This window comes from Actinoplanes lobatus, from assembly GCF_014205215.1.
Lineage (GTDB): Bacteria > Actinomycetota > Actinomycetes > Mycobacteriales > Micromonosporaceae > Actinoplanes > Actinoplanes lobatus.
The window spans coordinates 4,780,332-4,803,953 of sequence record NZ_JACHNC010000001.1; the positions used below are offsets into that span (position 1 = coordinate 4,780,332).

The 23,622-nt window shown below is 71.6% G+C and carries 21 protein-coding genes; 4 read left to right on the forward strand and 17 right to left on the reverse strand.

Features of this window, described 5'->3' with window-relative positions; genetic code table 11:
- Positions 1-13: 13 nt before the first annotated feature.
- Positions 14-1,060: an NADH:flavin oxidoreductase gene (locus tag BJ964_RS22080; RefSeq protein ID WP_188122439.1), complete on the reverse strand. Its 1,047-nt coding sequence runs from the start codon at positions 1,058-1,060 to the stop codon at positions 14-16.
- 60 nt (positions 1,061-1,120) lie between these two features.
- On the opposite strand from BJ964_RS22080, the gene BJ964_RS22085 reads away from it, so the two are divergent.
- Positions 1,121-1,474, forward strand: coding sequence for a MerR family transcriptional regulator (locus BJ964_RS22085; protein WP_188122440.1), 354 nt, complete (start codon positions 1,121-1,123; stop codon positions 1,472-1,474).
- Here the strand turns inward: BJ964_RS22085 and BJ964_RS22090 are convergent.
- From BJ964_RS22090 to BJ964_RS22140, 12 genes are read right to left on the reverse strand one after another with little or no spacing between them, the layout of a single operon-like run.
- Complete coding sequence (locus tag BJ964_RS22090; RefSeq protein WP_188122441.1) at positions 1,458-3,380, reverse strand: purple acid phosphatase family protein; 1,923 nt, start codon at positions 3,378-3,380, stop codon at positions 1,458-1,460. The two genes, BJ964_RS22085 and BJ964_RS22090, sit on opposite strands and share 17 nt — an antisense overlap.
- Before the next feature lie 9 nt (positions 3,381-3,389).
- Complete coding sequence (locus BJ964_RS22095; protein WP_188122442.1) at positions 3,390-4,403, reverse strand: GNAT family N-acetyltransferase; 1,014 nt, start codon at positions 4,401-4,403, stop codon at positions 3,390-3,392.
- A 22-nt stretch (positions 4,404-4,425) separates the two neighbouring features.
- Complete coding sequence (locus BJ964_RS22100) at positions 4,426-5,658, reverse strand: FAD-dependent monooxygenase (RefSeq protein ID WP_188122443.1); 1,233 nt, start codon at positions 5,656-5,658, stop codon at positions 4,426-4,428.
- A gap of 11 nt (positions 5,659-5,669) precedes the next feature.
- Entirely contained in the window at positions 5,670-6,683 is a 1,014-nt protein-coding gene (locus BJ964_RS22105; protein ID WP_188122444.1) for a GNAT family N-acetyltransferase, read from the reverse strand.
- A 23-nt stretch (positions 6,684-6,706) separates the two neighbouring features.
- The gene (locus tag BJ964_RS22110) at positions 6,707-7,837 is read right to left on the reverse strand and encodes a hypothetical protein (protein ID WP_188122445.1); all 1,131 of its coding nucleotides are present in this window, start codon (positions 7,835-7,837) and stop codon (positions 6,707-6,709) included.
- On the reverse strand, positions 7,834-9,042 hold the full coding sequence (locus BJ964_RS22115) for an O-antigen ligase family protein (RefSeq protein WP_188122446.1): 1,209 nt from the start codon (positions 9,040-9,042) through the stop codon (positions 7,834-7,836). Before BJ964_RS22115 ends, BJ964_RS22110 begins: the two co-directional genes overlap by 4 nt.
- The gene (locus tag BJ964_RS22120; RefSeq protein ID WP_188122447.1) at positions 9,039-10,304 is read right to left on the reverse strand and encodes a lipopolysaccharide biosynthesis protein; all 1,266 of its coding nucleotides are present in this window, start codon (positions 10,302-10,304) and stop codon (positions 9,039-9,041) included. The genes BJ964_RS22115 and BJ964_RS22120 overlap by 4 nt, the downstream gene beginning before the upstream one ends.
- Complete coding sequence (locus BJ964_RS22125) at positions 10,297-11,865, reverse strand: polysaccharide biosynthesis tyrosine autokinase (RefSeq protein WP_188122448.1); 1,569 nt, start codon at positions 11,863-11,865, stop codon at positions 10,297-10,299. Before BJ964_RS22125 ends, BJ964_RS22120 begins: the two co-directional genes overlap by 8 nt.
- A gap of 19 nt (positions 11,866-11,884) precedes the next feature.
- On the reverse strand, positions 11,885-12,436 hold the full coding sequence (locus BJ964_RS22130; RefSeq protein WP_328515438.1) for a glycosyltransferase: 552 nt from the start codon (positions 12,434-12,436) through the stop codon (positions 11,885-11,887).
- Positions 12,430-12,603 (reverse strand): hypothetical protein, encoded by a 174-nt coding sequence (locus BJ964_RS48065; protein WP_229806920.1) that lies wholly within the window; start codon positions 12,601-12,603, stop codon positions 12,430-12,432. Before BJ964_RS48065 ends, BJ964_RS22130 begins: the two co-directional genes overlap by 7 nt.
- A 6-nt stretch (positions 12,604-12,609) precedes the next feature.
- Entirely contained in the window at positions 12,610-13,713 is a 1,104-nt protein-coding gene (locus BJ964_RS22135) for a DegT/DnrJ/EryC1/StrS family aminotransferase (protein WP_188122449.1), read from the reverse strand.
- On the reverse strand, positions 13,706-14,476 hold the full coding sequence (locus BJ964_RS22140; protein ID WP_188122450.1) for a polysaccharide deacetylase family protein: 771 nt from the start codon (positions 14,474-14,476) through the stop codon (positions 13,706-13,708). The genes BJ964_RS22135 and BJ964_RS22140 overlap by 8 nt, the downstream gene beginning before the upstream one ends.
- 226 nt (positions 14,477-14,702) lie before the next feature.
- On the opposite strand from BJ964_RS22140, the gene BJ964_RS22145 reads away from it, so the two are divergent.
- The 3 genes from BJ964_RS22145 to BJ964_RS49140 all read left to right on the forward strand — a co-directional run bounded on the left by BJ964_RS22145 (position 14,703) and on the right by BJ964_RS49140 (position 19,845).
- Entirely contained in the window at positions 14,703-15,725 is a 1,023-nt protein-coding gene (locus tag BJ964_RS22145) for a lipid II:glycine glycyltransferase FemX (RefSeq protein WP_188122451.1), read from the forward strand.
- A 333-nt stretch (positions 15,726-16,058) separates the two neighbouring features.
- Positions 16,059-18,848 (forward strand): S8 family serine peptidase, encoded by a 2,790-nt coding sequence (locus tag BJ964_RS22150; RefSeq protein ID WP_188122452.1) that lies wholly within the window; start codon positions 16,059-16,061, stop codon positions 18,846-18,848.
- 136 nt (positions 18,849-18,984) lie between these two features.
- Positions 18,985-19,845 carry an ATP-binding protein gene (locus BJ964_RS49140; protein ID WP_188122453.1) on the forward strand — a complete coding sequence of 287 codons (861 nt, stop codon included), beginning with the start codon at positions 18,985-18,987 and terminating at the stop codon, positions 19,843-19,845.
- Here the strand turns inward: BJ964_RS49140 and BJ964_RS49145 are convergent.
- The 4 genes from BJ964_RS49145 to BJ964_RS22175 all read right to left on the reverse strand — a co-directional run bounded on the left by BJ964_RS49145 (position 19,745) and on the right by BJ964_RS22175 (position 23,548).
- Positions 19,745-20,767 carry a LuxR C-terminal-related transcriptional regulator gene (locus tag BJ964_RS49145; protein WP_188122454.1) on the reverse strand — a complete coding sequence of 341 codons (1,023 nt, stop codon included), beginning with the start codon at positions 20,765-20,767 and terminating at the stop codon, positions 19,745-19,747. The genes BJ964_RS49140 and BJ964_RS49145 overlap by 101 nt on opposite strands.
- Positions 20,768-20,810: 43 nt before the next feature.
- Entirely contained in the window at positions 20,811-21,179 is a 369-nt protein-coding gene (locus BJ964_RS22165) for an STAS domain-containing protein (RefSeq protein ID WP_188122455.1), read from the reverse strand.
- A gap of 123 nt (positions 21,180-21,302) precedes the next feature.
- Positions 21,303-22,799, reverse strand: coding sequence for a glycerol kinase GlpK (gene glpK, locus BJ964_RS22170; protein ID WP_188122456.1), 1,497 nt, complete (start codon positions 22,797-22,799; stop codon positions 21,303-21,305).
- Positions 22,796-23,548, reverse strand: a complete 753-nt coding sequence (locus BJ964_RS22175) for an IclR family transcriptional regulator (RefSeq protein WP_188122457.1) — start codon at positions 23,546-23,548, stop codon at positions 22,796-22,798. The genes glpK and BJ964_RS22175 overlap by 4 nt, the downstream gene beginning before the upstream one ends.
- Positions 23,549-23,622: the final 74 nt, after the last annotated feature.

Here is a 23,622-nt window from a genome sequence, read left to right on the forward strand (position 1 = left end):
GTCGCCGATCAGGTCAGAAGTAGACGTCCTCGTGGGACTTGTCGTAGCCGCGGATCTCGGTGAGGCGGTTCTCGGTTACCAGGCGGGCCCAGGCGGGGTTGCCGAGCAGGATCCGGCCTACGGCGACCAGGTCGTACTCGCCGGTCGTTAGGCCCTCGGTCAAGCGGGACATATGGAGGAAAGTGCTGGTCAGGCCGACTGAGCCGACGGTGATCGACGGGCGGCCGGTCAGCTTCTTGGCCCAGCCGGCCAGGTTGAGCGGGGAGCCAGGGAAGGCCGGTTCCCAGAAGCGGCGCTGGGAGGCGTGGAAGGCGTCGGCACCGGCGTCCGCGAGCACCGTGAGGATCTCGGCGAGTTCGGCGGGGGACTGGGCGATACGGGCCTGGTAATCGCGTTCCTTGAACTGGGAGAAGCGGACGATCACCGGCATCGTTGGCGGGAGTTCGGCGCGGACCGCGCGGATCACCTCGGCCGGGAAGGCGGCACGACGGGCGGGGGAGCCGCCGAAAGAGTCGGTTCGGTGGTTGGTGGCCGGCCACAGGAATTCGTCCAACAGGTAACCGTGGGCGCCGTGGATCTCCACCGCGTCGAAGCCGGCGCGGGCCGCCACCCGGGCCGACTCGGCGTAGGCGGCCAGGATGGTGTCGATGTCGGCGATGGACATGGCGTGGCCGCCCACCCCGGACGGGGTCCACGCCTCGACGCCGTCGACCGGGCGGCGTTCGCTGCCGAGATGCCACAGCTGGGTGGCGATCCGGCCGCCCACGGCGTGGACCGCCGCGGTCACGCCGCACCAGCCCGCCTCGGCCGGGCCCGCCGTCATCCGCGGGACGGTGGTCTCGTGGCTCGCGCTCGGGTGGCCGACCAATGTGCCCTCGGTGACGATCAGGCCGACGCCGTTCTCGGCCCGGCGACGGTAGTAGTCAGCGACCTCTGCGGTGGGCACGCCACCGGGGGAACGGAAGCGGGTCATCGGCGCCATCACGAACCGGTTCAGCAGATCCAGCCCGCCGAGCGTGAACGGGGCGATCAGGGTGGGCGAGGTGGTTGTCGTGGGCATGGGGTCACGCTAAGACTTGACACTGATGTCAGGGTCAAGCGCTGTGAGCCGGGAGACAGGATGCGGATCGGGGAACTCAGCGCCGCTACCGGCGCCAGCGCGCGGTCGCTGCGGTACTACGAGGAGCAGGGGCTGCTCGGCAGCGAGCGTGGCACTGGCGGGCAGCGGCACTACCCGGCGGCGGCGACCGAGCGGGTGGGCCTGATCCGGACGCTGCTGGCCGCCGGACTGTCGACCGCCACGATCCGGGACGTGCTGCCGTGCGTGGCCGACGAGGCGATCCGTACGCCGTGGCTGGCCGGCCGCCTGGGCGAGGAGTTGCGCCGGGTGGAGGCGCAGATGGCCGACCTGCACCGCACCCGGGACATCCTGGCCGGCCTGGTCGAGCGGTACGCGGTCAGTGGGCAATCGTGAGCATGCCGCGGCCGGCGATCCGGGTGAGGGTGATCCGGTCGATCTCGGTGTACGGCTGGTTGGTGCCGGGCAGGGCGTCGGCCAGTGTCCGTACGGTCAGTGTGGTGGTCTCGCCCGGGGCGGCCGGGACCACGTCGACGGCCAGGAAGGCGTAGGCGTCGTAGCGGACCTGCGACCAGTCGATCGCCTCGGGGACCCGTACCCCCGCCTTTTGCCCTGATTTGCCGATCACCGTCGTCGCGCCGGACCAGATGTAGCTGTTGTCGACGTCGGCCGTGTTGTTTTCCGGGTTCTTCGGCCGGTAGCCGCGGTAACGCTCACCCTCGGGCAGGGTGCGCGCGCCGGACGGCTTCACGCCGGGCGGGGCCGGCGCCTCCGGGCCGGGCGCCGGGCGGAACGGGTAGCGGGGCCGCCCGCCGGAGCCGGCGCAGATGTAGGTGACGCCGTCGTCGGCCGGGTGGATCGTGGAGCCGTCCGGCGCGGAGCGGGTCCTACGGCCGTACCGGATCGGGTCGGTTCGTTCGAGCTGGTGGTTGTGGCCCTGGATGGCCAGATCCACCCGGTACTTCGAGAAGAGCGGGTCGAGGGCGTCCCGGACGCCGCCGTCGGAGGCGTGTTTGTCCGAGGTCGCGTAGGCGCACTGGTGGAAGAACGCGACGATGAAGTCCACCGTGGTCCCGGACCGCCACTCCCGCAGCACCGACTCCACCCAGCGCACCTGCTCGCCGCCCGAGTAGCCGGTGTTGGTCTGGAGTTCGGCGCACAGGTCGTTGGCGTCGACGGCCAGGAAGCCGACGTTGCCGTAGACGAACCGGTACGCCGACGGGCACCCGTGAGGGCCGTTGCCGGGCAGGTCCAGCCGGGTGCGATGGCCGCCGTAGCCGTGGTCGCCGTGGATCGGCTCCATGTCGTGGTTGCCGGTGGTGAACATCCACGGGACGTAGGCGGCCAGCGGTTCGATCTGGTTGAGGAAGACGTCCCACACGTACGGGTTGAAGAGGTTCTTTCCGGGCGGCGCGGTGCGTGACATGGCCATGCTGTCGTCGGCGGGCAGGCCCTGACCACTCGGGTTGGCGTAGCAGATGTCTCCGGCGAGCAGCGCGAACACCGGTTTCTGGGTGCGCATCAGATTGACCTGGGTGACCGCCGGCCACGGATCGGCGCCGTCGGCCCCGGCCACCGGATCGGTGCTCAGGTAGGAGTTGTTGTCGAAGACGGCGGCCGGCCAGGCGCCTCCGGCCCGGCGGACCACGGCCGGCTGCTGATACCAGGAGTGCCGTGGGTCGGTCGGTGCCGTGTGCGTGCCGACGTCGGCGAACGCGGTGAAGGTGAACGGCGCGGCCACCGCGCTGTACCCGGCGGAGGACCGGGCGGCCACCGGCCCGGGAGCGGCGGTGAAGTGGGCGTCCCCGGTCACGGTGCCGTCGGAGAGGCGGATCCGGTAGTGGTGCACGGCGCCCGGTGTCAGCCGGTCCATCACCGCCTTGACGTAGAACTGGCTGCACACCGGGCCGCCGGTGATCGCGTCGCTGCCGGTCAGGTGGTGGATCCCGGCCGGGAAGGTCGCGCCGTAGTCGCCCGGGGCGGTGCCTACTTCGACGACCGCCCGCAGCCCGGCCGGCAGGCTGCCGGTGCTGCTCACGAGCTGGGCGGTGACCGCCATGGCCCGCCGCGGCGCGCCGTCGGCGCCGGGCACGAACGACAGGTGGCGACCGGAGACGACCAGCCCGGCCCGCCCGGCCGTGCCGCCGCCGGCCGCGAACGCCGCACCGGCCAGCCGGTACTGGGCGTACACCAGGCCGCCGCCGGTCAGCGCGGCCCGCAGCGCTGTCCGGCGGCTGACCCGGTGCCGGGCCAGGATCCGGTCGTTCAGGTCGGTGTACTCGTCGATCGTCTCCGGACTCATGACCGAAAACTACCGGTACGGTGGGAATCGTCCTGACATGAGGTCGGGGGTCGGGGTGCCGGCCAGCTTCTCGAACGCGACCGGGTCGGTCACCATCCGCCACGTGTGGAAATCCTGGCGCCCGGACGCGAAGGCCGCCTTGTAGCGGAACAGCGAGTCGTCCGCCCCGCCCACCCCGCCGCCGATGTGGTGCACCAGGTTGCCGTGCTCCCGGCCCCACCGTCGTACCTCGTGATAGAGCAGTTTGTCCGCCCACCAGATCTGCCCGTCCCGGGTGGACTGGAGATGCGTCTGCATGATCCGCCGGTACGCGAAGAACAGGTTCCCGCCCAGAACCTCCCCGTCCCGCCGCGCCACGGCCAGGTGGACGTGCCCGTCGAGCGCGTCCCGCAGCCGCAGGAAGTGATCCCGGTCGAAGAAGTAGAACGCCGTGGCCCCGACCCGCCGCATGGTGGCGTGGTACGTCTCCACCCACGCGTCGAGCAGCCCCCAGTCGTCGAAGACGACCTCCACCCCGGCCCGGCCCGCCTTGTTGATCTGGTTGCGGTGGGTGCGGTGGGTCTCCTGCCAGAGCTGTTCGGGGCTCAGGGTGAGGTCCACCGAGACGGTCTCCCCGTGGTGGACGACCGTCCCGGTGCCGGCCAGCACGGCCGCCGCCGACGGCAGCAGCGGATGCAGCCGGGCGAAGAGGCTGATCACGTCGTTGGCGCGCAGCACACCGGCCATCGCCAGGGTGGCACGCTCCCAGAACCCGGTCTCCGACGGTGGCACGTCACTGACCGGGCCGGGGTAGCCGTACGGGGAGACGGCGTCCCGTGACCCGGTGCCCGGCACGTCACGCAGCACCAGTGGAAGCAGTAACACCTGGCCCATCTCGTCGTACCGGAACGCGATCGGCGTGCCCCCGGTGAGCCGGGCGTCGAGCGTCACGTAGGCGGGCAGGTGGTAGACGTCGTGCTGGACGCGCCGCAGCGCCTCGGTCCATGCCGGGTCGCCGGGTTGCAGCAGGGCGCCTTCGGCCATCGGTCATCCCTTCGTTCGGGTGTCACGCCGTATTCGGTATCGCCTGGCCCGCCGCCACGGGATGGGTCGTCGTGGGCCGGCGCCGGGCCCGGCTGGACCGGCGCGCGCTCAACGTCCACCGCAGCAGCGTGCGGGGGACCGGGCTCTGCGTCGCCATGTGCAGCAGGTACCGCCACGTCGGATATTCGCCGCGCCGGTTCGACAGCGCGTACGAGAAGCGTCTGGCCGGAAGATGGGCGTACTCGGGCATCCGCTCGAACCACGCGCTGCTCGCCCGCGCCGCCTTCTGCAACGGCGCCAGCGCCGCCTTGCGGCGATGCTCGTAGCGTTCCAGGGCCACCGGCAGATCGTCGCCGGAGGCGACGGCGTCCGCCAGCGCCATGGCGTCCTGCATGGCCAGCTTCGTCCCGGAGCCGATCGCGAAGTGGGTGGTGTGCGCCGAGTCTCCCATCAGGACGATGTTGCCGTGGTCCCAGCGCTGGGTGGTGACCCGGCGGAAGTTCAGCCAGCCGGTGCCGCCGACCTCGGCCCGATGGTCGATCAGTTCGGCGCCGTCCAGATGCTTCGCGAAGATCTCCGCCAGCCGGGCCGTCCCGGCGCGCGCGTCCATCTGGTCGAAACCCAGGCCGGCCCACGTCTCCGGGGTGCACTCCACGATGAACGTGCTGGTCTTGGCATCGAACGGGTACGCGTGGAACCAGATCCACCCGGCCTCGGTCTCCTCGAACCCGAAGGTGAACGTGTCGAACACCTTCGGTGTGCCCAGCCAGATGTAGCGGTTCCGGGCGACCTCCACCTCGGCGCCGAAGTGCTCGGCGTGCGCCTCCCGGATCCGGCTGCGTGCCCCGTCGCACGCCACGATCAGGTCGGAGGGCGGCAGATCGGACAGGTCGGCCAGCTCGTCCGAGTACCGGATGTCCACACCGAGCTCGACGGCCCGCTCGGCGAGGATCTCCAGCAGCCGGTGACGGCCCAGGCTGAACCCGTAGCCGGCCAGGTAGGTGTCGGGTTTGCCGGTGGCCCGCACCTCGTACTCGTCCCACTTGTAGGCGGCCTCCCAGATCCGCCCGGCGCTGACCGGGTCGTACTCGAACAGGTCGTCGAGCAGGTCGTCCCAGAACACGACACCCCAGCCCCAGGTGACCCCGGCCGGGTTGCGCTCCAGGACGGTGACCTCGTTCTCCGGGTCCGCGAGCTTCGCCAGCGTCGCGAAGTACAGGCCGGCGGGACCGCCGCCGACGCAGGTGATGCGCATGACGATGCTCCTCAGCGGTAGGACGGGAAGGTGGTGGTCAGGTCGGCCGGGTCGGCGCCGGGTTTGCGTTCGCGGACCAGTTCCTCGTACGCCGCCGGGTCGGCGACCACACGCCAGGTGTGGAAGGGGTGCCGGCTGGGCGAGAACCCCGCCTTGTACGAGAAGAGCGAGTCGTTCGCGCCGCCCTTGCCCCCGCCCAGGTGGAACACCCGGTCGCCGCGCTGCTTGCACCACCGGCGCACCGAGTCGTAGAGCAGCTCGTCGGCGTACCGTTTCGGCGCCCGCCGGGTGGACGAGACGTATCCGGTGGCGATCCCGTCGTACGAGAAGAAGGTGTTGCCACCCACCACCTCGCCGTCCTCACATGCGACGACCAGGTGCATCCGGTCGCCGACCGCGTCGTGCAGCGCCGTCAGGTGCTCGACGGTGAAGAAGTAGTACGACGTCGCACCGACCCGCCGCATGTTGTCGTGGTAGACGTCGACCCACTCGCCGAGCCGGCTCCAGTCGTCGAACACGATCTCGGTGCCCGCACGTTTCGCCCGGTTGATGTGGTTGCGGTGGTCACTGCGGGTCTGCTTCCACATCTCCTCCTCGGAGACGGTCAGGTCCATGGAGACGGTCTCACCGTGGCAGACCAGGGCGCCGTGCGCGGAGAGGACCGGCGCGGGGGCGTCGAACAGCGGGTGCGTCCGGATGAACGCCGAGACGATGCCCTCCTCCCGCAGTGTCTCCACGAACGCCGCGCACGCCTCGTTCCAGAACACCGGGTCGCCACGGCCGACCGGGCCGGGATACCCGTACGGGGAGATCGCGTCCCGCAGCCCGGAGTCCGGGATCTCCCGCAGGATCAGCGGGATCAGCACCCGCCGGCCGTGCCTCTCGTAGTGGAACGCGGCCGGCGCCCCGCCGTAGAGCCGGGCGTCCAGAACCACGTAGTCCGGCACGTGGTACATGTCGTGACCGACGTGCTGGAGTGTCTCCTTCCACTCGCGGGCCGCCGGATCCAGCAGCGATGCCGTCATGTCGCTTTGTCTCCTTCCGGCGTTCAGGCCCGCAGCAGGCGGGCGTTGAGCGCCATGTTCGCGGCGAACTGATCGTTCACCACCTGGTGTCTCTCCAGCCGCAGTTGCACGGCCGGGTCGTAGCGGCCCAGCTTCACGAAGCCGTCGGACCACCAGCCGTTGTCGGTTCCGGTGCCGTCCACGTAGGCGTGATAGGTCTTCCCGCCGGGCCAGACCACTCTGGTCAGCAGGGCCGAGAACGCCGCCATGTCCGCCGTCGACCAGCCCTGGCCGCGGTCGTGGGCCTCCACCACGTACGTGACCACCGCATTGCCGTGGCCCACGTCCTGGCCGGGCCGTTGCGCCGAGCCCCACACGTCGCTCCAGAACCAGGCGGTCGGCTCCGCGGGATTGCGCCGCAACTGGCCGCGCAGGCGGGTGCTGATCTCGTCGACCACCGCGTTGCACCGGGCTTTACGGCCCTGGTCGGCGGTGAGGTGGGCCAGGTTCATGGCGATCAGTGCCCAGTGCGACGCCATGTGGGTGCGCTCGCGGTAGAGGTATTCCTTGGTGCCCCGGGTGTGCCACTTGTCGAAGATGTCGGTCTCGGCGAAGGCGAGCAGCCGGGCGTAGCGGGCCCGGTATCCGGCGTTGGTCAGGCCCTTCATGGCGACCAGCAGGTTCGTGCCGTAACGCCACAGGTACGACTCGTAGAGCGGCACCTCGTCGCCGCCCTCGCCGGAGCTGCTGGACGCCCAGCCGGAGAACCGGTCCCGGAACGAGCTCTTCGGCAGCGACTTCGACGGGCGGGCCGCGGCCACCACGTTCTCCATGAACGTCAGTCCCCGGTCCAGGTAGCGGTGGTCGCCGGTGGCCCGGAACATCGCGGTGCACGCGTCGATGTCGTACGCCAGGTCGTAGTGGTCCCGGCTGTCCGTGGACCGGCTCAGCGGGAGCCCGTTGCGCAGCGCGAAGTCCCAGCTGCGCAGATAGACCCCGGTCCAGTAGGCCACCGTCTTGATCTTCAGCGCCTCCTGCATCGAGGGCGGCGGGACCGGCATCGGGTCACGGACGTCCGGCACGTCGTCGCCCGCCGCCCGGACCAGGTGCAGCCCGGCCGCGCCGGCGACCACCGCCCCGCCGAGCGAGGCCACCAACACCGTCCGCCGCCTCATCGCGTCACCGTCGCCAACGGCGCCGCCGGAGCCCGAAACGGGGCCGGCGAGGGCGCGACCAGGGCCGCCGCGGCCGCCATCGCCGCGAACATCCAGGCCAGCCGGGAGTCGTAGTAGTCACCGGAGAACAGGCCGCTGATCGCCACGAAGACGGTCGACGCCACGGCCAGCCCGGTGAGCTGGGGACGGTGCCCGCCACCGTGGACGATCCGGGTCCACAGCAGCACCGACAGGGTGAGCAGCCCGAGACCGATCAGCCCGCCCTCGGCCGCGACCGCGATCACGTAGTTGTGTGGATACTCGACGGCCTGGTTGACGCCGATCAGGCCGTAGAAGCCGTCGATGCCGGCGCCGCCGACCGGATGGTCGGCGAAGAGGCGGACCGCGGCCATCCAGATGTCGGTCCGTCCGGAGAGATATTGTTCCTGCACGGTCTGTTCAACGAACCGTTCCTGGAAGAGGTCGGTGAACGCCGGCGGAGCCAGCGCCCAGATCAGGCCCACCGCGGCCAGTGACACCACCACCGACGCCGCGATCCCGGCGGCGCTCAGCCGGTGCCGCAGCTTGAGCAGCGCGGCGAAACCGACGACCCCACCGGCCACCAGCGTGCCGCGCGACCCGGACAGCACCGTGGCCAGCAGGAAGAGCGGGATCACCAGCAGCGGCAGCACCCGGCCGGTCAGCATGAACAGGGCGATCGCGCTGATCACGCCGAGCACCTCGATCCGGGCGAACACGTTGGGCCCGCCCCCGAAGGCCGAGTAGCGGCCCTGCTCACCCGGCCCGCTGATGAAGATGGCGGCCAGCGCGTAGACGATCGCGGCCACGAAGAACAGCTGGAAGGCGAACCGGATGACGGTCTCCGGGTCGCAGGTCGTGTACTGGTAGGTCGCCACCAGCAGCACGCCCAGCAGCACCAGGTCCAGCACCTGCGGGCCGACCCGGGCGGCCGGCGGGGCCCACAGCCCCGAGGCGATCTGGAAGAGGAAGAACAGCAGGGCCACGATGATCCAGCCCTCCCGTCCCGCCTTCCCGCTCCTCAGCTCGGCGGAGTTCAGGATCAGGACGGCCAGCGCGACGAGCACGCCGATCACCCGCAGGTCCACCCAGGCCAGATCGACCAGCCCGGCCCGGTCCAGCGTGTACCGGCCGCCGATCGCCACGAGGATCAGCAGCAGCCCGGGGGCGAGGAACGCCCGCCTCATCGTTCTCTCACGAGGTTCGTCGCGATCAACGCGAACACCAGGCAGGCGCCGTACCCGGCCAGCGAACCGTAGGCCGCGCCGAGGATCCCGAGCCGCGGGATCAGCAGGATGTACGCCGCGAAGCTCACCACGAAACCGATGATCTCGGCGGCCGACACCAGCCCACCGTGCCCCTTCGCGATCAGCAGGCCCAGGCTGACCCGGGACACCGCGTACAGGCCGGCCGCCACCACCAGCGGCAGCACGACCACCTTGGCGTCCGCGTAGTCGTGGCCGAACAGCGGCTCGATCAGCAGGTGCAGGCCACCGGCCACGACCGGGACCACCACCAGGGCGTACGCGCCGACGGCCAGCAGGATCGGCGCGGTCCGCAGCGTCCCCTCCCGGTGCGACGCCCGCCACCGGCCCAGACGGGAGTCGGCGTAGGCCCGTACCGGCCACGCCAGCAGCTCGGTCATGGTCGCCACCGACGCGTAGTGGCCGAGCGCCGCGGTGGACGCCAGCGCCGGGATGACCAGGCGGTCCACCCGCAGCATCGCCATGTTGGACAGCGCGGCCGGGAACAGCGCCAGGCCCTCCCGCCGGACCTGACGGTTCACCCCCGGATCGAGGGGGGTGGCGGCCGCGGTCACCGGCAGCCGCGTCCAGATCAGCATGTAGACGACGGTGGGTGTGGCGCCGGCGAACAGGTAGGCCAGGAACCACAGCTCGGGACGGGCCGCGCCGCCCACGTACAGGCCGATCAGCATGGCCAGCAGCAGCAGCGCCTCGAGGATCCGGGCCACCAGGAAGTCCCGGACCCGGCCCACCGCGATCGCGATCGACCGGGTGGCCAGGCTGGCGGCCTCGATCAGCGCGAACACCGCCAGCATGGCGACGATCACCCCGCTCGGCGTCAACCGGTTCGGCGCGGCCAGGTGCCAGATCACCGCCCCGGCGAGAAAGACCAGACACGGTACGGCGAGCAGGCGGGCGTACGCGCGGACCGCCGGAGCGGGCGCCACGTTGTGGTAGGCGGCCACGAAGCTGCGCTCGGTGCCCATCAGCAGGACCTGGGTGGCCAGGTACACCACCTGGAGCATCAGGGCGACCTCGCCGCGGTGGGTGGGACTGAGGGACCGGACCATCAGGATGTTGGCCGCCATCGCCACCCCACCGGTCAGCACCTGCGAGGCCAGCAGCTGTACGGACGGCTCCCGCAGCACACGTCCGGCCAGTGCCGCCCGGGCCGGCGCGGCATCCTCGACCCGCAGCTCACTCACCGCGCCGCTGCTCCTCGTCCGGAGTGGCGCTCTGCTCCTCCTCCTGGCCGGACTCCCGCTGCGCGGGCACCGCGGCCGCCTCGGCGTCCTCCGCCGGGGCCGGGGACTGCTCGATCTCCGGCTTCACCACCCGGGCCCGGCCGCGTGCCGTCCCGACCGGGGGCAGCGAGACGAACGTGTCGTCCAGGCGGGCCGCCGGCGGATCCCCGTCCAACCCGAAGATCAGGTCGGGGCTGTCCGCGCCGCCGACCTGGGCGGAGTCCTGCCAGGAGCCGCCGGTCGGCAGCTTGCGCGGCAGGGAGTTCAGCACCGCGCCGGCCAGCCGGGCGCCGACCCGTTGCAGCAGGTCGATCGACTTCTCCACATCGGCCGTCCGGGTCCGGTTGGCCCGCACCACGAGCAGCGCGTCGTCGGTGACGTGGGCCAGCACCGACGCGTCGGCCACCCCGTGCAGGGCGGGCGCGTCCACCAGCACGATGTCGTACCGCTCGGTCAGGGTCCGGACCGTGGCCGGCAGCCGGGGGGAGGCCAGCAGCTCACCGGGGTCGGGCGCGTGCTCCCCGGCCGGGAGCACGGTCACCCGGCCGCCCAGCGAGTTCTGGAGCACGTCCGGCACGCGGGCGGTTCCGGCGAGCACCTCGGCCAGGCCGGGCGAGGCCTCCAGCGACAGATAGCGCCCGACGCCGGGCGTACGCATGTTGGCGTCGACCAGCACGACCCGCGCCCCGGTCTCGGCCATCGCTATGGCCAGCCCGCACGCCACCGCCGTAGTGCCCTCCTTCCGGCTCGCACCGGTGAGCAGCAGTGACCGGCCGCGCCGCGGGATGCCGGCGTGCGGGTCGGCGAGCACCGGCAGCAGGCTGCGCAGCCGACGGAACGCCTCGGCCAGGGCCTGATCGGGGTGGCCGTCGCGGGGCCGCCCGCCGATCGAGATGGACCCGACCGAGTCCAGGCCGAGGCGCCGCAGGTCGGCCTCGTCGGTGACGGTTCGCGCCGTCGCCTCCCGGATCGCGACCGCGACCGCCCCGATGAGCAGCCCCAGCACGGCGGCGAAGCCGGCGTTGCGGCCCAGGTTGCCCGGTTCCTCCACGGTGACCGCGTCCTGCACGATCGAGACCGCCGGGGCGGGCCCGTCCCGCGGGTCGGCCGGCGCGCCGATCTGCCGGGCCAGGCCGACCAGGACCGCCGCCGCGGTCGTGACGATCTGCCGGCTCTCCTCCTCGGTGTCGGCGACCGCCGACACCACCAGCAGGTCGGTGCCCTCACGCACCTGCGCCGACAGGCTCTTCTGCACCTGGCCGGCGGTGACCTCGGGGCCCATCCGGTCGACCACGGCCTGGGCCACCCGAGGGCCGGTCAGCAGGGCGATGTACGAGTTGAGGCGCCGTGCCCCGGCATCCGGATCGCCGTTGCCGGCGCTGACGAAGAGGGTCAGCGACGATTTGTAGCCGGGTGACCCGGCCGCCGTCAGGCCCGCCGCGATGCCGGCCGCCACCAGCACCGGAACCACCAGCCAGAGCCATCGGCGCCGGCAGGCCCGTACGTAAGCGCGCAGTTCCACGCTGACTTCCCCCGATTCGTCAGGACTGGACGGACTGCTTCTTCCGGCGTGCCGATCGGTTCAGCACCGCCTCGAACTCCTCGAACAGCAGGTCCCGGGAGAACCTCTCGACGGCCAGCCGGTACGCGGCCTCCCGGGCCCGTTTCAGCCACACCTCGTCACGCAGGTGCCGGACCAGCTGATAACCGGCCTCGTCGGTGTCCTCCGGGTCGAGCACCAGGCCGGCCCCGGTCTCGGTGAGCAGGTCCGCCTGCCAGCCGCCGTAGTTGATGGCGATCGGCCGGGACGCGGCCAGCGCGTCGAAGAACTTGTTCGCCGAGTTGTCCCACAGCCCGCGGATCGGCCGGACCGTGCTGCTCGACATGGTGGCCGCGCCGAGGATCACCGGCAGCTCCGACTTGGGCACCTTCTCCCACATGTGGACCACGTCGCCGAGGAGTCCCAGTTCGGCGGCGAGCGCCTTGGTCGGCTCCCACTCCTTGCCGTGGCCGACGATCAGGAACCGTATGTCCGAGTCCAGCTCGCGGGCCCGTCGCATGGCCCGGACCAGGTACTCCACGCCGTTCACCACGCCCAGCGCCCCGGTGTAGACCAGCAGCGGCCGGTCGGGGTGATGTCGGTGGTGATCACGTCCACCGTGTGCCCGCGGGCGACCAGGCGGCGGGCCTGCTCGTACGAGCGGATCCCACCGGCCATGCCCGGATTGCAGTAGTACTGGTGGATGTAGACGATCCGCATCTCGGTTCAGCCCTCCCGGATCGCGTCGACGACGCGTTCCCGGTCGTGTTCGGTCAACGCGGATCCGCTGGGCAGGCACACCCCGCGGCGGAACAGGTCGGCGCTGACCCCGCCGCCGCGCACCACGCAGTCCTGGAAGACCGGTTGCAGGTGCATCGGCTTCCAGGCGGGCCGGGCCTCGATGTTCCGCTGTGCGAGCCGGGCGATGAGCCGGTCCCGGTCGTCGCCGTCCACCAGTGCGCAGGTGAGCCAGTAGTTCGGGGCGCCGTAGCCGGCGACCGGCATGAAGGTGAGATCCGGCAGCGCGGCCCGGTAGTACTCGAACGTCGCCCTACGGGCCGCGATCATCTGGTCGAGCCGCTGCACCTGGCCCCGCCCGACCGCGGCGAGCAGGTTGCTGAGCCGGTAGTTGTAGCCGACCGTCCGGTGCTCGTAGTGCGGCACCGGCTCGCGGGCCTGGGTGGACAGGTGCCGGGCCTGCTTGGCGACCCGGCCGTCGTCGGTGACGAGCATCCCGCCGCCGCCCGTGGTGATGATCTTGTTGCCGTTGAAGGACAGCACCCCGGCCAGCCCGAACGACCCGGCCGGCTGCCCCCGGTAGGTGGCGCCCAGGGCTTCGGCGGCGTCCTCGATGAGCGGGACGCCGTACCGGTCGCAGGCCTCCATCAGCGGGTCGTAGTCGGCGCACTGGCCGTACATGTCGACGGTGATCACCGCCCGGGGCAGCTGCCCCCGTTCGGCGCGGGCCCGCAGCTCCTCGGCGACCAGGGCCGGGTCCACGTTCCAGCTGTCCGGGGTGGAGTCCACGAACACCGGGCGGGCGCCCAGGTAGACCACCGCGTTCGCGGTCGCCACGAAGGTGAACGACGGCACCAGCACGGTGTCGCCGCGGCGTACCCCGGCCGCGATGAGGGCCAGGTGCAGGGCGGCGGTGCCGCTGCTGAGCGCCACCGCGTGCCGTACGCCGACGACCTCGGCGACCTGCTCCTCGAAGGCGTCCAGGTCGGGGCCGACCGGGGCCACCCAGTTCGAGTCGAAGGCGTCCAGCAGGAGCTTGCGCTCCAGGTCGCTGACGTCCGGTGGGGACAGGTAGATGCGGGTGTCAGTCATGGACGCGCGTCCTCACCGCCAGGATCGGCCAGGCGGGGTGCAGACCCTGCCGGTGGATGAACATCGGATCGCCGCCGGCGTGCATGGCCGGCCGCAGGGTGGTCGCGAAACTGCGGTAGCCGGCCTCGCGGGCCACCTCCACGTCCCGCTTGCGGAAGTCGACGGCGGGGTGGCCGTACGGGGCGGCGAAGTCCCGGACCTCCACGCCCAGCTCGTCCTCGATCTCCCGTTTGGAGTCGACGATCTCCCGGGCGGCCGTGGTGTCGTCCTGGTCGGCCAGCCGGTGATGGCTGACCGTGTGCGACCCGAAGCCGAATCCGGCGGCCCGCAGCTCCCGGCAGTCCTGCCAGGTCAGGTTCCCCGGCTGCCCGACCATGCCGGAGGTGACGAAGAACATCGCCGGCACCCCCATCTCCAGCAGCACCGGCGCGGCCACGTCCCGCCAGGTCAGGTGGGCGTCGTCGAAGGACAGACAGAACACCGGCCCGGTCAGCGGGCGTTCACCGCCGAGCACCCGTAACGCCTCGTCCCAGGACACCATCGGCCCGATCGCGGACAGCGCCCTCAGGTGGCGGCGGAAGTCGCGGGCGTACTCCGCGGAGACGTCGTGGTAGAAGGGGAAGTACAGGCCCGGGGTGCTGGGCAGGCGGCGCCGGAGCCCCGCCGCGGCCAGGATGCGACCCTGCAACCGGGGCCGGGCGCGCAGCCGGCTGCGCAGGCCCAGCTCGTTCAGGCGCCGTTTGAAGGCTGTGGGCGGCTGCATGGGATCGGCACCCTCCCGCTCGTTCGACAGGTCACGGCCACGGGTCGTCGCCCCGTGGCCTTCACCCACGATTGCAAATGCGCGAGAGGTGCGGCAGTAGCAATTGTCATAATGAACGCGAAAGATATTCGCGTCAATTGAAAATAGGCCCGATCGGCTTCTTGCGGAATGGTCTTATGGTTGAGCATCATCGTGCCGGCCGTGCTGTAATTCGATCGGGGACCCCATGTTGAAGTTGCACCGGGTGGAACCGTCCGCCGACCTCTGGGCGGACCGGGCCACCTACGAGGATCGCCTGATCTTTCACACCCGGGAGTGGATCCGCTTCGTCGCCGAGTGCCAGCGCGCCGAGCCCCTGCTAGCCGTCGTCACCGACCGCGGCCGGCCCGTCGGCCACTTCACCGGCCTCCTGGCCAGGCGTTTCGGCATGCGGATCCTGGGCAGTCCGATGGCCGGCTGGACCACGTCGTACGTCGGTTTCAACCTGCGCCCGGACGTCTCCCGCCGCGCCGCGCTGGAGGCGCTCATGCCGTTCGCCTTCGGTGAGGCCGGCGCCGCCCATCTGGAGATCCGCGATCGTGGCCTGGCGGAAAAGGATCTCGGCGGTCTCGGACTGCGCTGGGACGCCGCGCCCACCGCGGTCATCGACCTGAATCCGACAGAGGATCAACTCTTCGGGGCGATGGCGAGCGCATGCCGCCGAAACATCCGCAAGGCCGCGAAGTCCGGCGTCGTCATCGAGGACGCGGGTGATGATCCCGCATTCGCCGACGAATTCTACGATCAATTGCGTGATGTATTCGCCAAACAGAATCTGGTGCCGACCTATTCGGTGGACAGGGTTCGGTCGTTGATCCGTCACCTGGCCCCGGCCGGGAACCTCCTGCTGCTGCGGGCCCGCGACGCCGACGGCCGCAGCATCGCCACCGCCGTCCTGCCCTGGTACCACCGCACCATGTACTTCTGGGGCGGCGCCAGCTACCGACCGTTCCAGCACCTGCGCCCCAACGAGGCTCTCATCTGGCACGCGCTGCGCTGGGCGAAGGAGCGTGGCGTCACCGAGTTCGACTTCGTCGGCGGCAACGCGTACAAGGCCAAGTACGGCACCACCGAGGTCCCGGTCCCGTGGGCGCGCCGCTCCCGGTCGCCACTCGTCGCCCACCTGCGCGACGCGGCCAAGCAGGGCTTCGCCCTGAAACAGCGCACGGTCGCCCGCCTCACCCGCCAGTCGGTGGCCATTCCAGGCTGACCTTGGTGAGGGTCGCGCCGGGGTTGAAAGACGATGAAACATGCGCAACTCCTGGCTGAAATATTTGTGCGGGTAAGTGGTGCCGGAAGGCAGTGACTTTCGTCATCCGGAGTGCCGCCGCGATGATCAAAGCGCAGGTGGCGCGGGACTTCTAGCTGCACTGTCCACTGTGCCGCGCACATTTTGACATCGGCCTGAAACATTGTGAAAGAACTGCAAGAACTTGCAGAGAGTGGGGGATATCAATAGCGTGCGTTTCCGTGGTCCGGCCGGCCATGTCCGTATCGCGTTCCGTCCCGGTGGAGCGCGCGGAAATCGACCGAGGGAGACGTCATGCGACAGGACCGGAGCGGCCCGGACCCGGAACCGAAAGAGCGGAGACGACGGACCGCCACCGCCCTGATCGGCGCGGGCGCCATGCTGATCGCACTGGTCAGCGCGCCGGGCCCGGCACGGGCGGCGGAGAGTGGGCCGAAGGTCGCGGCCGAGGTGGCCGAGGCGGTCGAGGGCGGGCGCGACGCCACCTTCTGGGTGGTGCTGCGGGAACGCCCCGACCTCGCCCCGGCCGTGAAGGCCAAGGGCAAGGCGCGGGCGAAGGCCGTCCACGACGCGGCGCGCGGCAGCACCGCCCGGCACCAGAGCGGGCTGCGTAAGCTGCTGACCGCCCGGAAGGCGCGGTTCGAGCAGTTCTGGATCGCGGACACCGTCAAGGTCACCGGCGACGCGGCGCTGCTCAAGGAGGTGGCGGCCCGGCCCGAGGTGAAGGCGGTGCTGCCGGACACGCCGGTCACCCTGCCGGCGCCGGTCGCGGGTGCGGTGCAGGCGGCCGTCGACGCGAACGAGTGGAACGTGGACCGGATCGGCGCGCCCCGCGTGTGGGGCGAGCGGGACGACCGCGGTCAGGGGATCGTGGTCGCCAACGTGGACACCGGGGTGCAGTTCGACCACCCGGCGCTGGCGGCGAACTACCGGGGGCGGCAGGCGGACGGCACCGTCCAGCACGACTACAACTGGTTCGATCCGGCGCACGTCTGCCCGGACGCGAACCCGTGCGACAACAACGGGCACGGCACCCACACCATGGGGACGATGGCCGGATCCGGCGGCATCGGCGTGGCGCCCGGGGTCACCTGGATCGCGGCGAAGGGCTGCGAGAGCAACTCGTGCTCGGTGGCGGCGCTGCTCGGGGCCGGGCAGTGGATCGTCGCGCCGACCGACCGCAACGGCCAGAACCCGCGGCCGGACCTCGCGCCGGACGTCGTGAACAACTCGTGGGGCGGGGCGTCCGGCTTCGACCCGTGGTATTCCGACGTGGTGCGGTCGTGGGTGGCGGCGGGGATCTTCCCGGCCTTCTCCAACGGCAACGCGGGCCCCGGCTGTGCCACCGCGTCCACGCCGGGCTCCTACACCGACACCTACTCGTCCGGCGCGACCGACGTCAACGACGCGATCGCCTCGTTCTCCAGCCGGGGCACCGGCCAGGACGGCGGCGTGAAGCCGGACCTGTCGGCGCCGGGCGTGGACGTGCGCTCCAGCATCCCGGGCGGCGGGTACGCCTCCTACAGCGGCACCTCGATGGCCTCCCCGCACACCGCCGCCACGGTCGCGCTGATCTGGTCGGCGGCGCCCGCGCTGCGCCGGGACGTGGCCGCCACCAGGGAGATCCTGGACGAGACGGCGATCGACACGAACGACACCAGCTGCGGCGGGACGGCCACCGACAACAACGTGTTCGGGCAGGGGCGGCTGGACGCGTACGCCGCGGTGAATCTGGCGCTGCGCCCGGCCGGAAGCCTGACCGGAACCGTGACCGGCGCGGGTGTGCCCCTGGCCGGCGCGACCGTCTCGCTCAGCGGGACCGCCACCCGGGCCGCGACGACCGGCGCGGACGGCGGCTACCGCTTCGGGCGGCTGCCGGCCGGCGACTACCGGATCCGGGTGACGGCGTTCGGCTACGACACCTACGAGACCGGCGTGACGATCACCGCGAACGACGGCTCCGACGTGGACGCGGCACTCGCCACCAGCCGTTCCGGTGTCGTCTCCGGGCAGGTCAGCGGCGCCGGGGCGGCACTCGCCGGGGCGACGGTCGCGCTCACCGGCACGCCGGTCACGGTCACCACCGGCGCCGACGGCGGGTTCCGGCTGGCCGCTCCGGTCGGCGACTACGAGCTCACCGTCCGCGCGCCCAACGGCTGCTTCGCCGCCGCCACCCGGTCCCTCACGGTCAGCGGCGACCTCACGCTCGACGTCCCGCTGACGCAGAACACCGACGGGTACGGGCACAGCTGCGCCCCCGCCACCGAGGAGTACCGGGCCGGGACCGACCTGCTGGCCCTGACCGGCGACGACGCGGCCACCGAGATCACCCTGCCGTTCGCCGTGCCGCACTACGGAGCCGCCCGCACCCGCGCCTGGGTCAGCACCAACGGTGTGATCGGGTTCGGGACGGTCAGCTCGTCGTACACGAACCTGGCCGTTCCCAGCACTCTGGAGCCGAACGACACCCTCTTCGCGCTCTGGGACGATCTGATCGTCGACGACCAGGCCGGCGTCTGGACGGCGGCGACCGCGGACACCTTCGTGGTGGAGTGGCGCAACGTCCGGTTCTACCCGACCACCGCGGACCGGATCTCGATCAGCGCGATCCTGCACGCCGACGGCACGGTCACCTACCGGTACCGGGGCCTGACCGGGACCCGCGCCACCGGGAACAGCGCGACCATCGGCATCGAGAACGCGACCGGGACCGACGGGCTGGCGTACGGCGTCGACACCCCGGTTCTCACCGAGGGCGCCGGAGTGACCTTCCGCCCGCCCGCGAACCGGATCGCGGCCACCTTCAACGTCACCCGCACCACCTGGTACGGCCAGAACGTCTTCGTCGCCGGAAACCTGCCCGAACTGGGCGCATGGGATCCGGCGCGTGCCGTGCCGCTGTCCGCCGACGGCTATCCGGTGTGGACGGGGAACGTCGGCCTGCCGCCGAACACCGCCGTCGAGTTCAAGTACATCGTCAAGGACCCGGACGGGACGGTCACCTGGGAGGAGGGCGCCAACCGCACCACAATCACCCCGCCGACCGGGCAGTACATCACCCACGACACGTTCGGCGACCACTGAGAAGGTTCACCGAGGCCCGCATGCCACGTTCCGTCCGCCGACGGAATGTGGCATGCCCCCCGGTGATTGGCATCGGTGCCCAGCGGATATACCGTTTCTGGAAACATTCCGGAGAACTCGGTCAGGCGGTCAGGCGGTGCCCGTCCCATCGGTCACGGCGGTGGTGGACGACGAGAGCTGGCTCGTCGAGCTGACCGTGCGCGGTTCCTGGGGGCGGCCCCTGTGGCTGTCCGCCTACCAGGCGCTGCACAAGTGCCTCGCCCAGCACCCCGCAGGCGTCCTGCTCGACCTGCGCGGACTCGACGACCCCGGCGCGAGCAGCGCGCCCCTCTGGCTCACCGCCGCGGCCCAGGGCACGCGGATGGATCCGACGGTACGCGTCGCGGCCAGCCTGCCGGCCGATACCCGCCTGGCGGCCCGGCTCGGCCTCCCGCCCGCCCAGGACGTGCTGCCGGTCTTCGCCACCGTGCAGCTGGCCCGGTCCTTCCTGGCCAGCCGGCGCCCACTGACCAGTCAGATGCGGCTACAGCTGCCCCCGGACCCGTCGGCCGCGCCCGGCGCCCGGCAGGTGGTGTCCGAGGCCTGCACCGGGTGGGGCATGCCACGGCTGGTGCCCCGGGCCCGGATCGTGGTGTCCGAGCTGGTGGTCAACGCGGCCGAGCACGCCGGCACCCCGATCGACGTGCTCATCTCCCGGCGCGGCCCGGACCTGCTGCACCTGGTCGTGGTGGACGGCGACCCGGCGCTGCCGCCGATGCCCGGCGGGGACGAGCCGCCGCTGGACACGCTGCTGACCGAACGGGGTACGGACTCCGGATCGTCGACGCGGCGGCCGAGGCCTGGGGCGCCATGCCCACCCGTACCGGAAAGATGGTGTGGGCTCTGTTGCGGGACACTCAGGAGCAGCGGCGCAGCAGCTCGGCCGGGACGTAGAGGCCCTGCCGGTCGGCCCGGACCGCGGCGGCCGTCCGCGACTCCGCCCCCATCTTGGCCATGATGTGTTCCAGGTGGCCGATCGCGGTCCGCGGCGTGATCCGCAGCGCGCCGGCGATCGCCGCGTTGCTGCGGCCCTCCACCAGCAGCCCCAGCACCTGCATCTCCCGGCGGGTCAGGCCGTACGTCTCCGGAGGCGGCCCCAGCAGCACCAGCGCCCGGTGGTGGCCGGGCGGTTCCGGCGGGCAGGCCAGCGCGGTCACCTGCACCAGGCCGCGCTCCGGGTCGGTGCTGGGCACCATGAACCGGGCGATCGACCGGCCCGGCGCGAGCAGCGCCCCCACCAGATGCAGCGCCGGCGGCTCCACCCCGAACGAGTGCGGGCCGGGCAGGCCGGGCAGCAGTTCGGTCCGCCCCGACCGGGTCAGCACCACCCCGGCCGTCGCGCCGTGCACCATCCCGGCCAGCGCGGCGAGCGTGCGCAGCGGGTCCACCGCGTACGCGATCAGCGGGGCCACCGTCGCCAGCAGGTCGCACAGCTCGTCGCTGAGCGGATCCGGCGACCCGGCGTGCGCGCCCAGCATTCCCAGGTAGCGGCCGTCCGCGGTGACCAGGGGAAGGGCCACCCCCTCGGCGAACCCGTCCGGCTGGAAGTAGTCCACCCACGACGGCAGCTCCTCGACCGGCACCGGCGACTCGAACGCCCGCATCGGGCGGCGGTCGCGGTGCAGGCCGACCCGCTCCAGGATGGCCGTGAACTCCGGCCCGCCCAGGTACCGCTGGAGCCGGCCGGTGTGGCCGGGGGCGATGATCGGTTGGTGGCGCCGTCCTTCCGGATCGAGCAGGCTCAGCCAGGCGGCGTCGTGCCGCAGCAGCGGGCGCAGGATCTCGATCAGCGCCTCGGCCCGCGGCCGGACGCCGCCGGGCATCGCCGCGATCCGAACGATCTCGGCCGTGACCCGTCCGCTGTTCAGATGTGCGCCCACCCCTCCATCATGGTGCGCGCACGCCGCGTCAGGGGCTGGCCGATCAGCCGGTCCGGGTGGTCGCCCCCACCGTCCAGCCCAGGAAGACGTCGATCCCGCAGAGCCGGAGGAGGACGTCCACACCCTCATGGGCGGCCACGATCCGCACGCGGTCCGGCCCGGCCCCGGCGCTCAGCGCGTGCAGCGCCCGCAGCCCGGCCTGATCGCAGAAGGAGACGCCGGCCAGATCCAGCCGGAGCATCGTGGCATCCCGTTCGCCGAGCGCGGTGCGCAACTCCCGCAACAGCACCGGAGCACTGTGGAGGTCCAATTCCCCGACCACCCGGGCCAGCACGTCACCGGACCGGAGGCGATGGACGGAGACGGTGATCGCCGGGGGCGCCGGGTCGATCAGGAACTCGTCGTCGTACACGTGACGCACCCTTTCCGCGCCGCTGTCGTACCTGACTGCGACCGTACCGAGCGGTGCGGGGCCGGGGCATCGGAAGAAACTCCCGCGCGGATTCGGGCAGGAGGCGCCGTCCGGCCGACCGGATCAGGCGGGCTGGATCCAGTCGAAGGTGCGTTCCACGGCGCGGCGCCAGTTGGCGTACTCGCCGTCGCGCAGGGCCGGGTCCATGGCCGGCATCCACTGGCCGGCGATGTGCCAGTTGCGGCGCAGGCCGTCCAGGTCGGGCCAGTAGCCGACGGCCAGGCCGGCCGCGTAGGCGGCGCCCAGCGACACCGTCTCCACGGCCAGCGGGCGGACCACCGGCACGTCCAGCACGTCGGCGATCATCTGCATCAGCAGGTTGTCGGCGGTCATCCCGCCGTCGACCTTGAGGGTGGTGAGGGTGAGACCGGAGTTGGCGTTCATGGCGTCCACCACCTCGCGGGTCTGCCAGGCGGTCGCCTCCAGCACCGCGCGGGCCAGGTGACCCTTGGTGATGTACGAGGTGAGGCCCACGATCACGCCGCGTGCCTCACTGCGCCAGTAGGGGGCGTACAGGCCGGAGAAGGCGGGCACGATGTAGCAGCCGCCGTTGTCGGCGACGGTCCGGGCCAGGGTCTCGATCTCCGGGGCGCTGGAGATCAGTTCGAGCTGGTCGCGGAACCACTGGACCAGCGAGCCGGTGATCGCGATCGAGCCTTCCAGGGCGTAGACGGCCGGGGCGCCGGCGATCTGGTAGGCGACCGTGCTGAGCAGCCCGTTCTCCGGGTGGACCAGTTCCGCGCCGGTGTTCAGGAGCAGGAAGCTGCCGGTGCCGTACGTGCACTTCGCCTCGCCCGGGGTGAAGCACGTCTGCCCGAACAGCGCCGCCTGCTGGTCGCCGAGCGCCGCCCCGATCCGTACCCCGGGAAAGGCCTCGGACGCGATGCCGAAGCCGCCGATCGACGGCCGTACCGTCGGCAGCATGGCGCGGGGTATCCCGAAGAAGCCGAGCGCCCGCGGCGACCAGTCGAGTCCGCGCACGTCGAGCAGCATGGTGCGGCTCGCGTTGGTCACGTCGGTGACGTGCTGGGCCCGCCCGGTGAGGTTCCAGATCAGCCAGGTCTCCATGGTGCCGCAGAGGACTTCGCCGCGTTCGGCCCGTTCCCGCAGGCCCGGCGTGTGGTCGAGCATCCAGCGCAGGCGCGGCCCGGAGAAGTAGGTCGCCAGGGGAAGTCCGGAGATCTCGGATATCTCGGAGGCGGCGGAAGAGGCGGCCAGCGAGTGGACCAGCGCGTCGGTCCGGGTGTCCTGCCAGATGATCGCCCGCCCGGCCGGCACACCGGTACGCCGGTCCCAGATGACCGTGGTCTCCCGCTGGTTGGCGATGCCCAGGGCGGCCAGCTGGTCCAGCCCGATCCCGGCCCGCCGCAGCACCCGGGGCGCGAGCCGTTCCACATTGCGCCAGATCTCCATGGCGTCGTGCTCCACCCAGCCGGGCCGGGGAAAATACTGCTTGTGCTCCTGCTGGGCCAGGGAGACCAGCTGCCCCCGCCGGTCGAAGACGATGCACCGGGTCGAGGTGGTGCCCTGGTCGATCGCGAGCACATATTTCTCGGTCATCGGGTGGCCCCCAGATCCCTTGAGATGGCCCGGGCGGCGTCGCGGACGTAGGTCACCAGCCTCGGCAGCGGCCGGTAGTGGCTGTCGCAGAGGCGCTCGACCGGGCCGGAGATGCCGATCGCGCCGACGACCAGTCCGCCGTAGCCGCGGATCGGCGCCGCCACCGCCGCCTGGCCGACCAGGAACTCGTCCACCTCGAAAGCCCAGCCGGACTCCCGTACCCCCTCCAGGGCGACGGCAAGCGCGCGCGGGTCGGTGAGGGTGCGGCGGGTGAAGGTCTCCAGGTTCGGCGCCGGGCCGCCGGCCCGGTAGGCGAGCAGTACCTTGCCGAGCGCGGTGGCGTGCAGCGGCAGCAGGGCGCCGACGTCCAGGGTCTGGAACGTGTCGTCCGGCCGGAACACGTGGTGTACCACGAGCACCTGCCCCTCCAGCACGGTGCCGATCCGGACCGCCGCGCCGCTGCGCGCGGCGAGGGGGTCGGCCCAGTTGATCGACCGGGACCGCAGCTCGTTGATGTCCAGATAGCTGGTGCCCAGGTGGAGCAGGGCGCCACCGAGCTGGTACTGCCCGGAGACCCGGTCCTGCTCGACGAACCCGACCAGTTGCAGGGTGCGCAGGATGCCGTGCGTGGTGCCCTTGGCCAGGTCCAGCGTGCGGGCGATCTCGCTGAGCCCGAAACGGCCCGGCCCACCGGCGAGGGTCCGCAGGATCGCGGCCGCTCGTTCGATCGCCTGCACCGTTCCGGGCATGTTTCGGACTCTAAGCCACCGTGTTGCGACTCGCTGTAATTGATGTTCGACAATGCCGACCGGTGTTCATTGCC

What these genes read in the sequence shown, in the direction of transcription:
- BJ964_RS22100 (WP_188122443.1), bottom strand. Translation starts at nt 5,658, where the DNA reads ATGCGCATCACCTGCGTCGGCGGCGGTCCCGCCGGCCTGTACTTCGCG.
- glpK (WP_188122456.1), bottom strand. Translation starts at nt 22,799, where the DNA reads ATGACCGAGAAATATGTGCTCGCGATCGACCAGGGCACCACCTCGACC.
- BJ964_RS22175 (WP_188122457.1), bottom strand. Translation starts at nt 23,548, where the DNA reads ATGCCCGGAACGGTGCAGGCGATCGAACGAGCGGCCGCGATCCTGCGG.
- BJ964_RS22095 (WP_188122442.1), bottom strand. Translation starts at nt 4,403, where the DNA reads ATGGCCGAAGGCGCCCTGCTGCAACCCGGCGACCCGGCATGGACCGAG.
- BJ964_RS22115 (WP_188122446.1), bottom strand. Translation starts at nt 9,042, where the DNA reads ATGAGGCGGGCGTTCCTCGCCCCCGGGCTGCTGCTGATCCTCGTGGCG.
- BJ964_RS22135 (WP_188122449.1), bottom strand. Translation starts at nt 13,713, where the DNA reads ATGACTGACACCCGCATCTACCTGTCCCCACCGGACGTCAGCGACCTG.
- BJ964_RS22085 (WP_188122440.1), top strand. Translation starts at nt 1,121, where the DNA reads ATGCGGATCGGGGAACTCAGCGCCGCTACCGGCGCCAGCGCGCGGTCG.
- BJ964_RS22150 (WP_188122452.1), top strand. Translation starts at nt 16,059, where the DNA reads ATGCGACAGGACCGGAGCGGCCCGGACCCGGAACCGAAAGAGCGGAGA.
- BJ964_RS22110 (WP_188122445.1), bottom strand. Translation starts at nt 7,837, where the DNA reads ATGAGGCGGCGGACGGTGTTGGTGGCCTCGCTCGGCGGGGCGGTGGTC.
- BJ964_RS22105 (WP_188122444.1), bottom strand. Translation starts at nt 6,683, where the DNA reads ATGACGGCATCGCTGCTGGATCCGGCGGCCCGCGAGTGGAAGGAGACA.
- BJ964_RS22080 (WP_188122439.1), bottom strand. Translation starts at nt 1,060, where the DNA reads ATGCCCACGACAACCACCTCGCCCACCCTGATCGCCCCGTTCACGCTC.
- BJ964_RS22090 (WP_188122441.1), bottom strand. Translation starts at nt 3,380, where the DNA reads ATGAGTCCGGAGACGATCGACGAGTACACCGACCTGAACGACCGGATC.
- BJ964_RS22145 (WP_188122451.1), top strand. Translation starts at nt 14,703, where the DNA reads ATGTTGAAGTTGCACCGGGTGGAACCGTCCGCCGACCTCTGGGCGGAC.
- BJ964_RS48065 (WP_229806920.1), bottom strand. Translation starts at nt 12,603, where the DNA reads ATGCGGATCGTCTACATCCACCAGTACTACTGCAATCCGGGCATGGCC.
- BJ964_RS22140 (WP_188122450.1), bottom strand. Translation starts at nt 14,476, where the DNA reads ATGCAGCCGCCCACAGCCTTCAAACGGCGCCTGAACGAGCTGGGCCTG.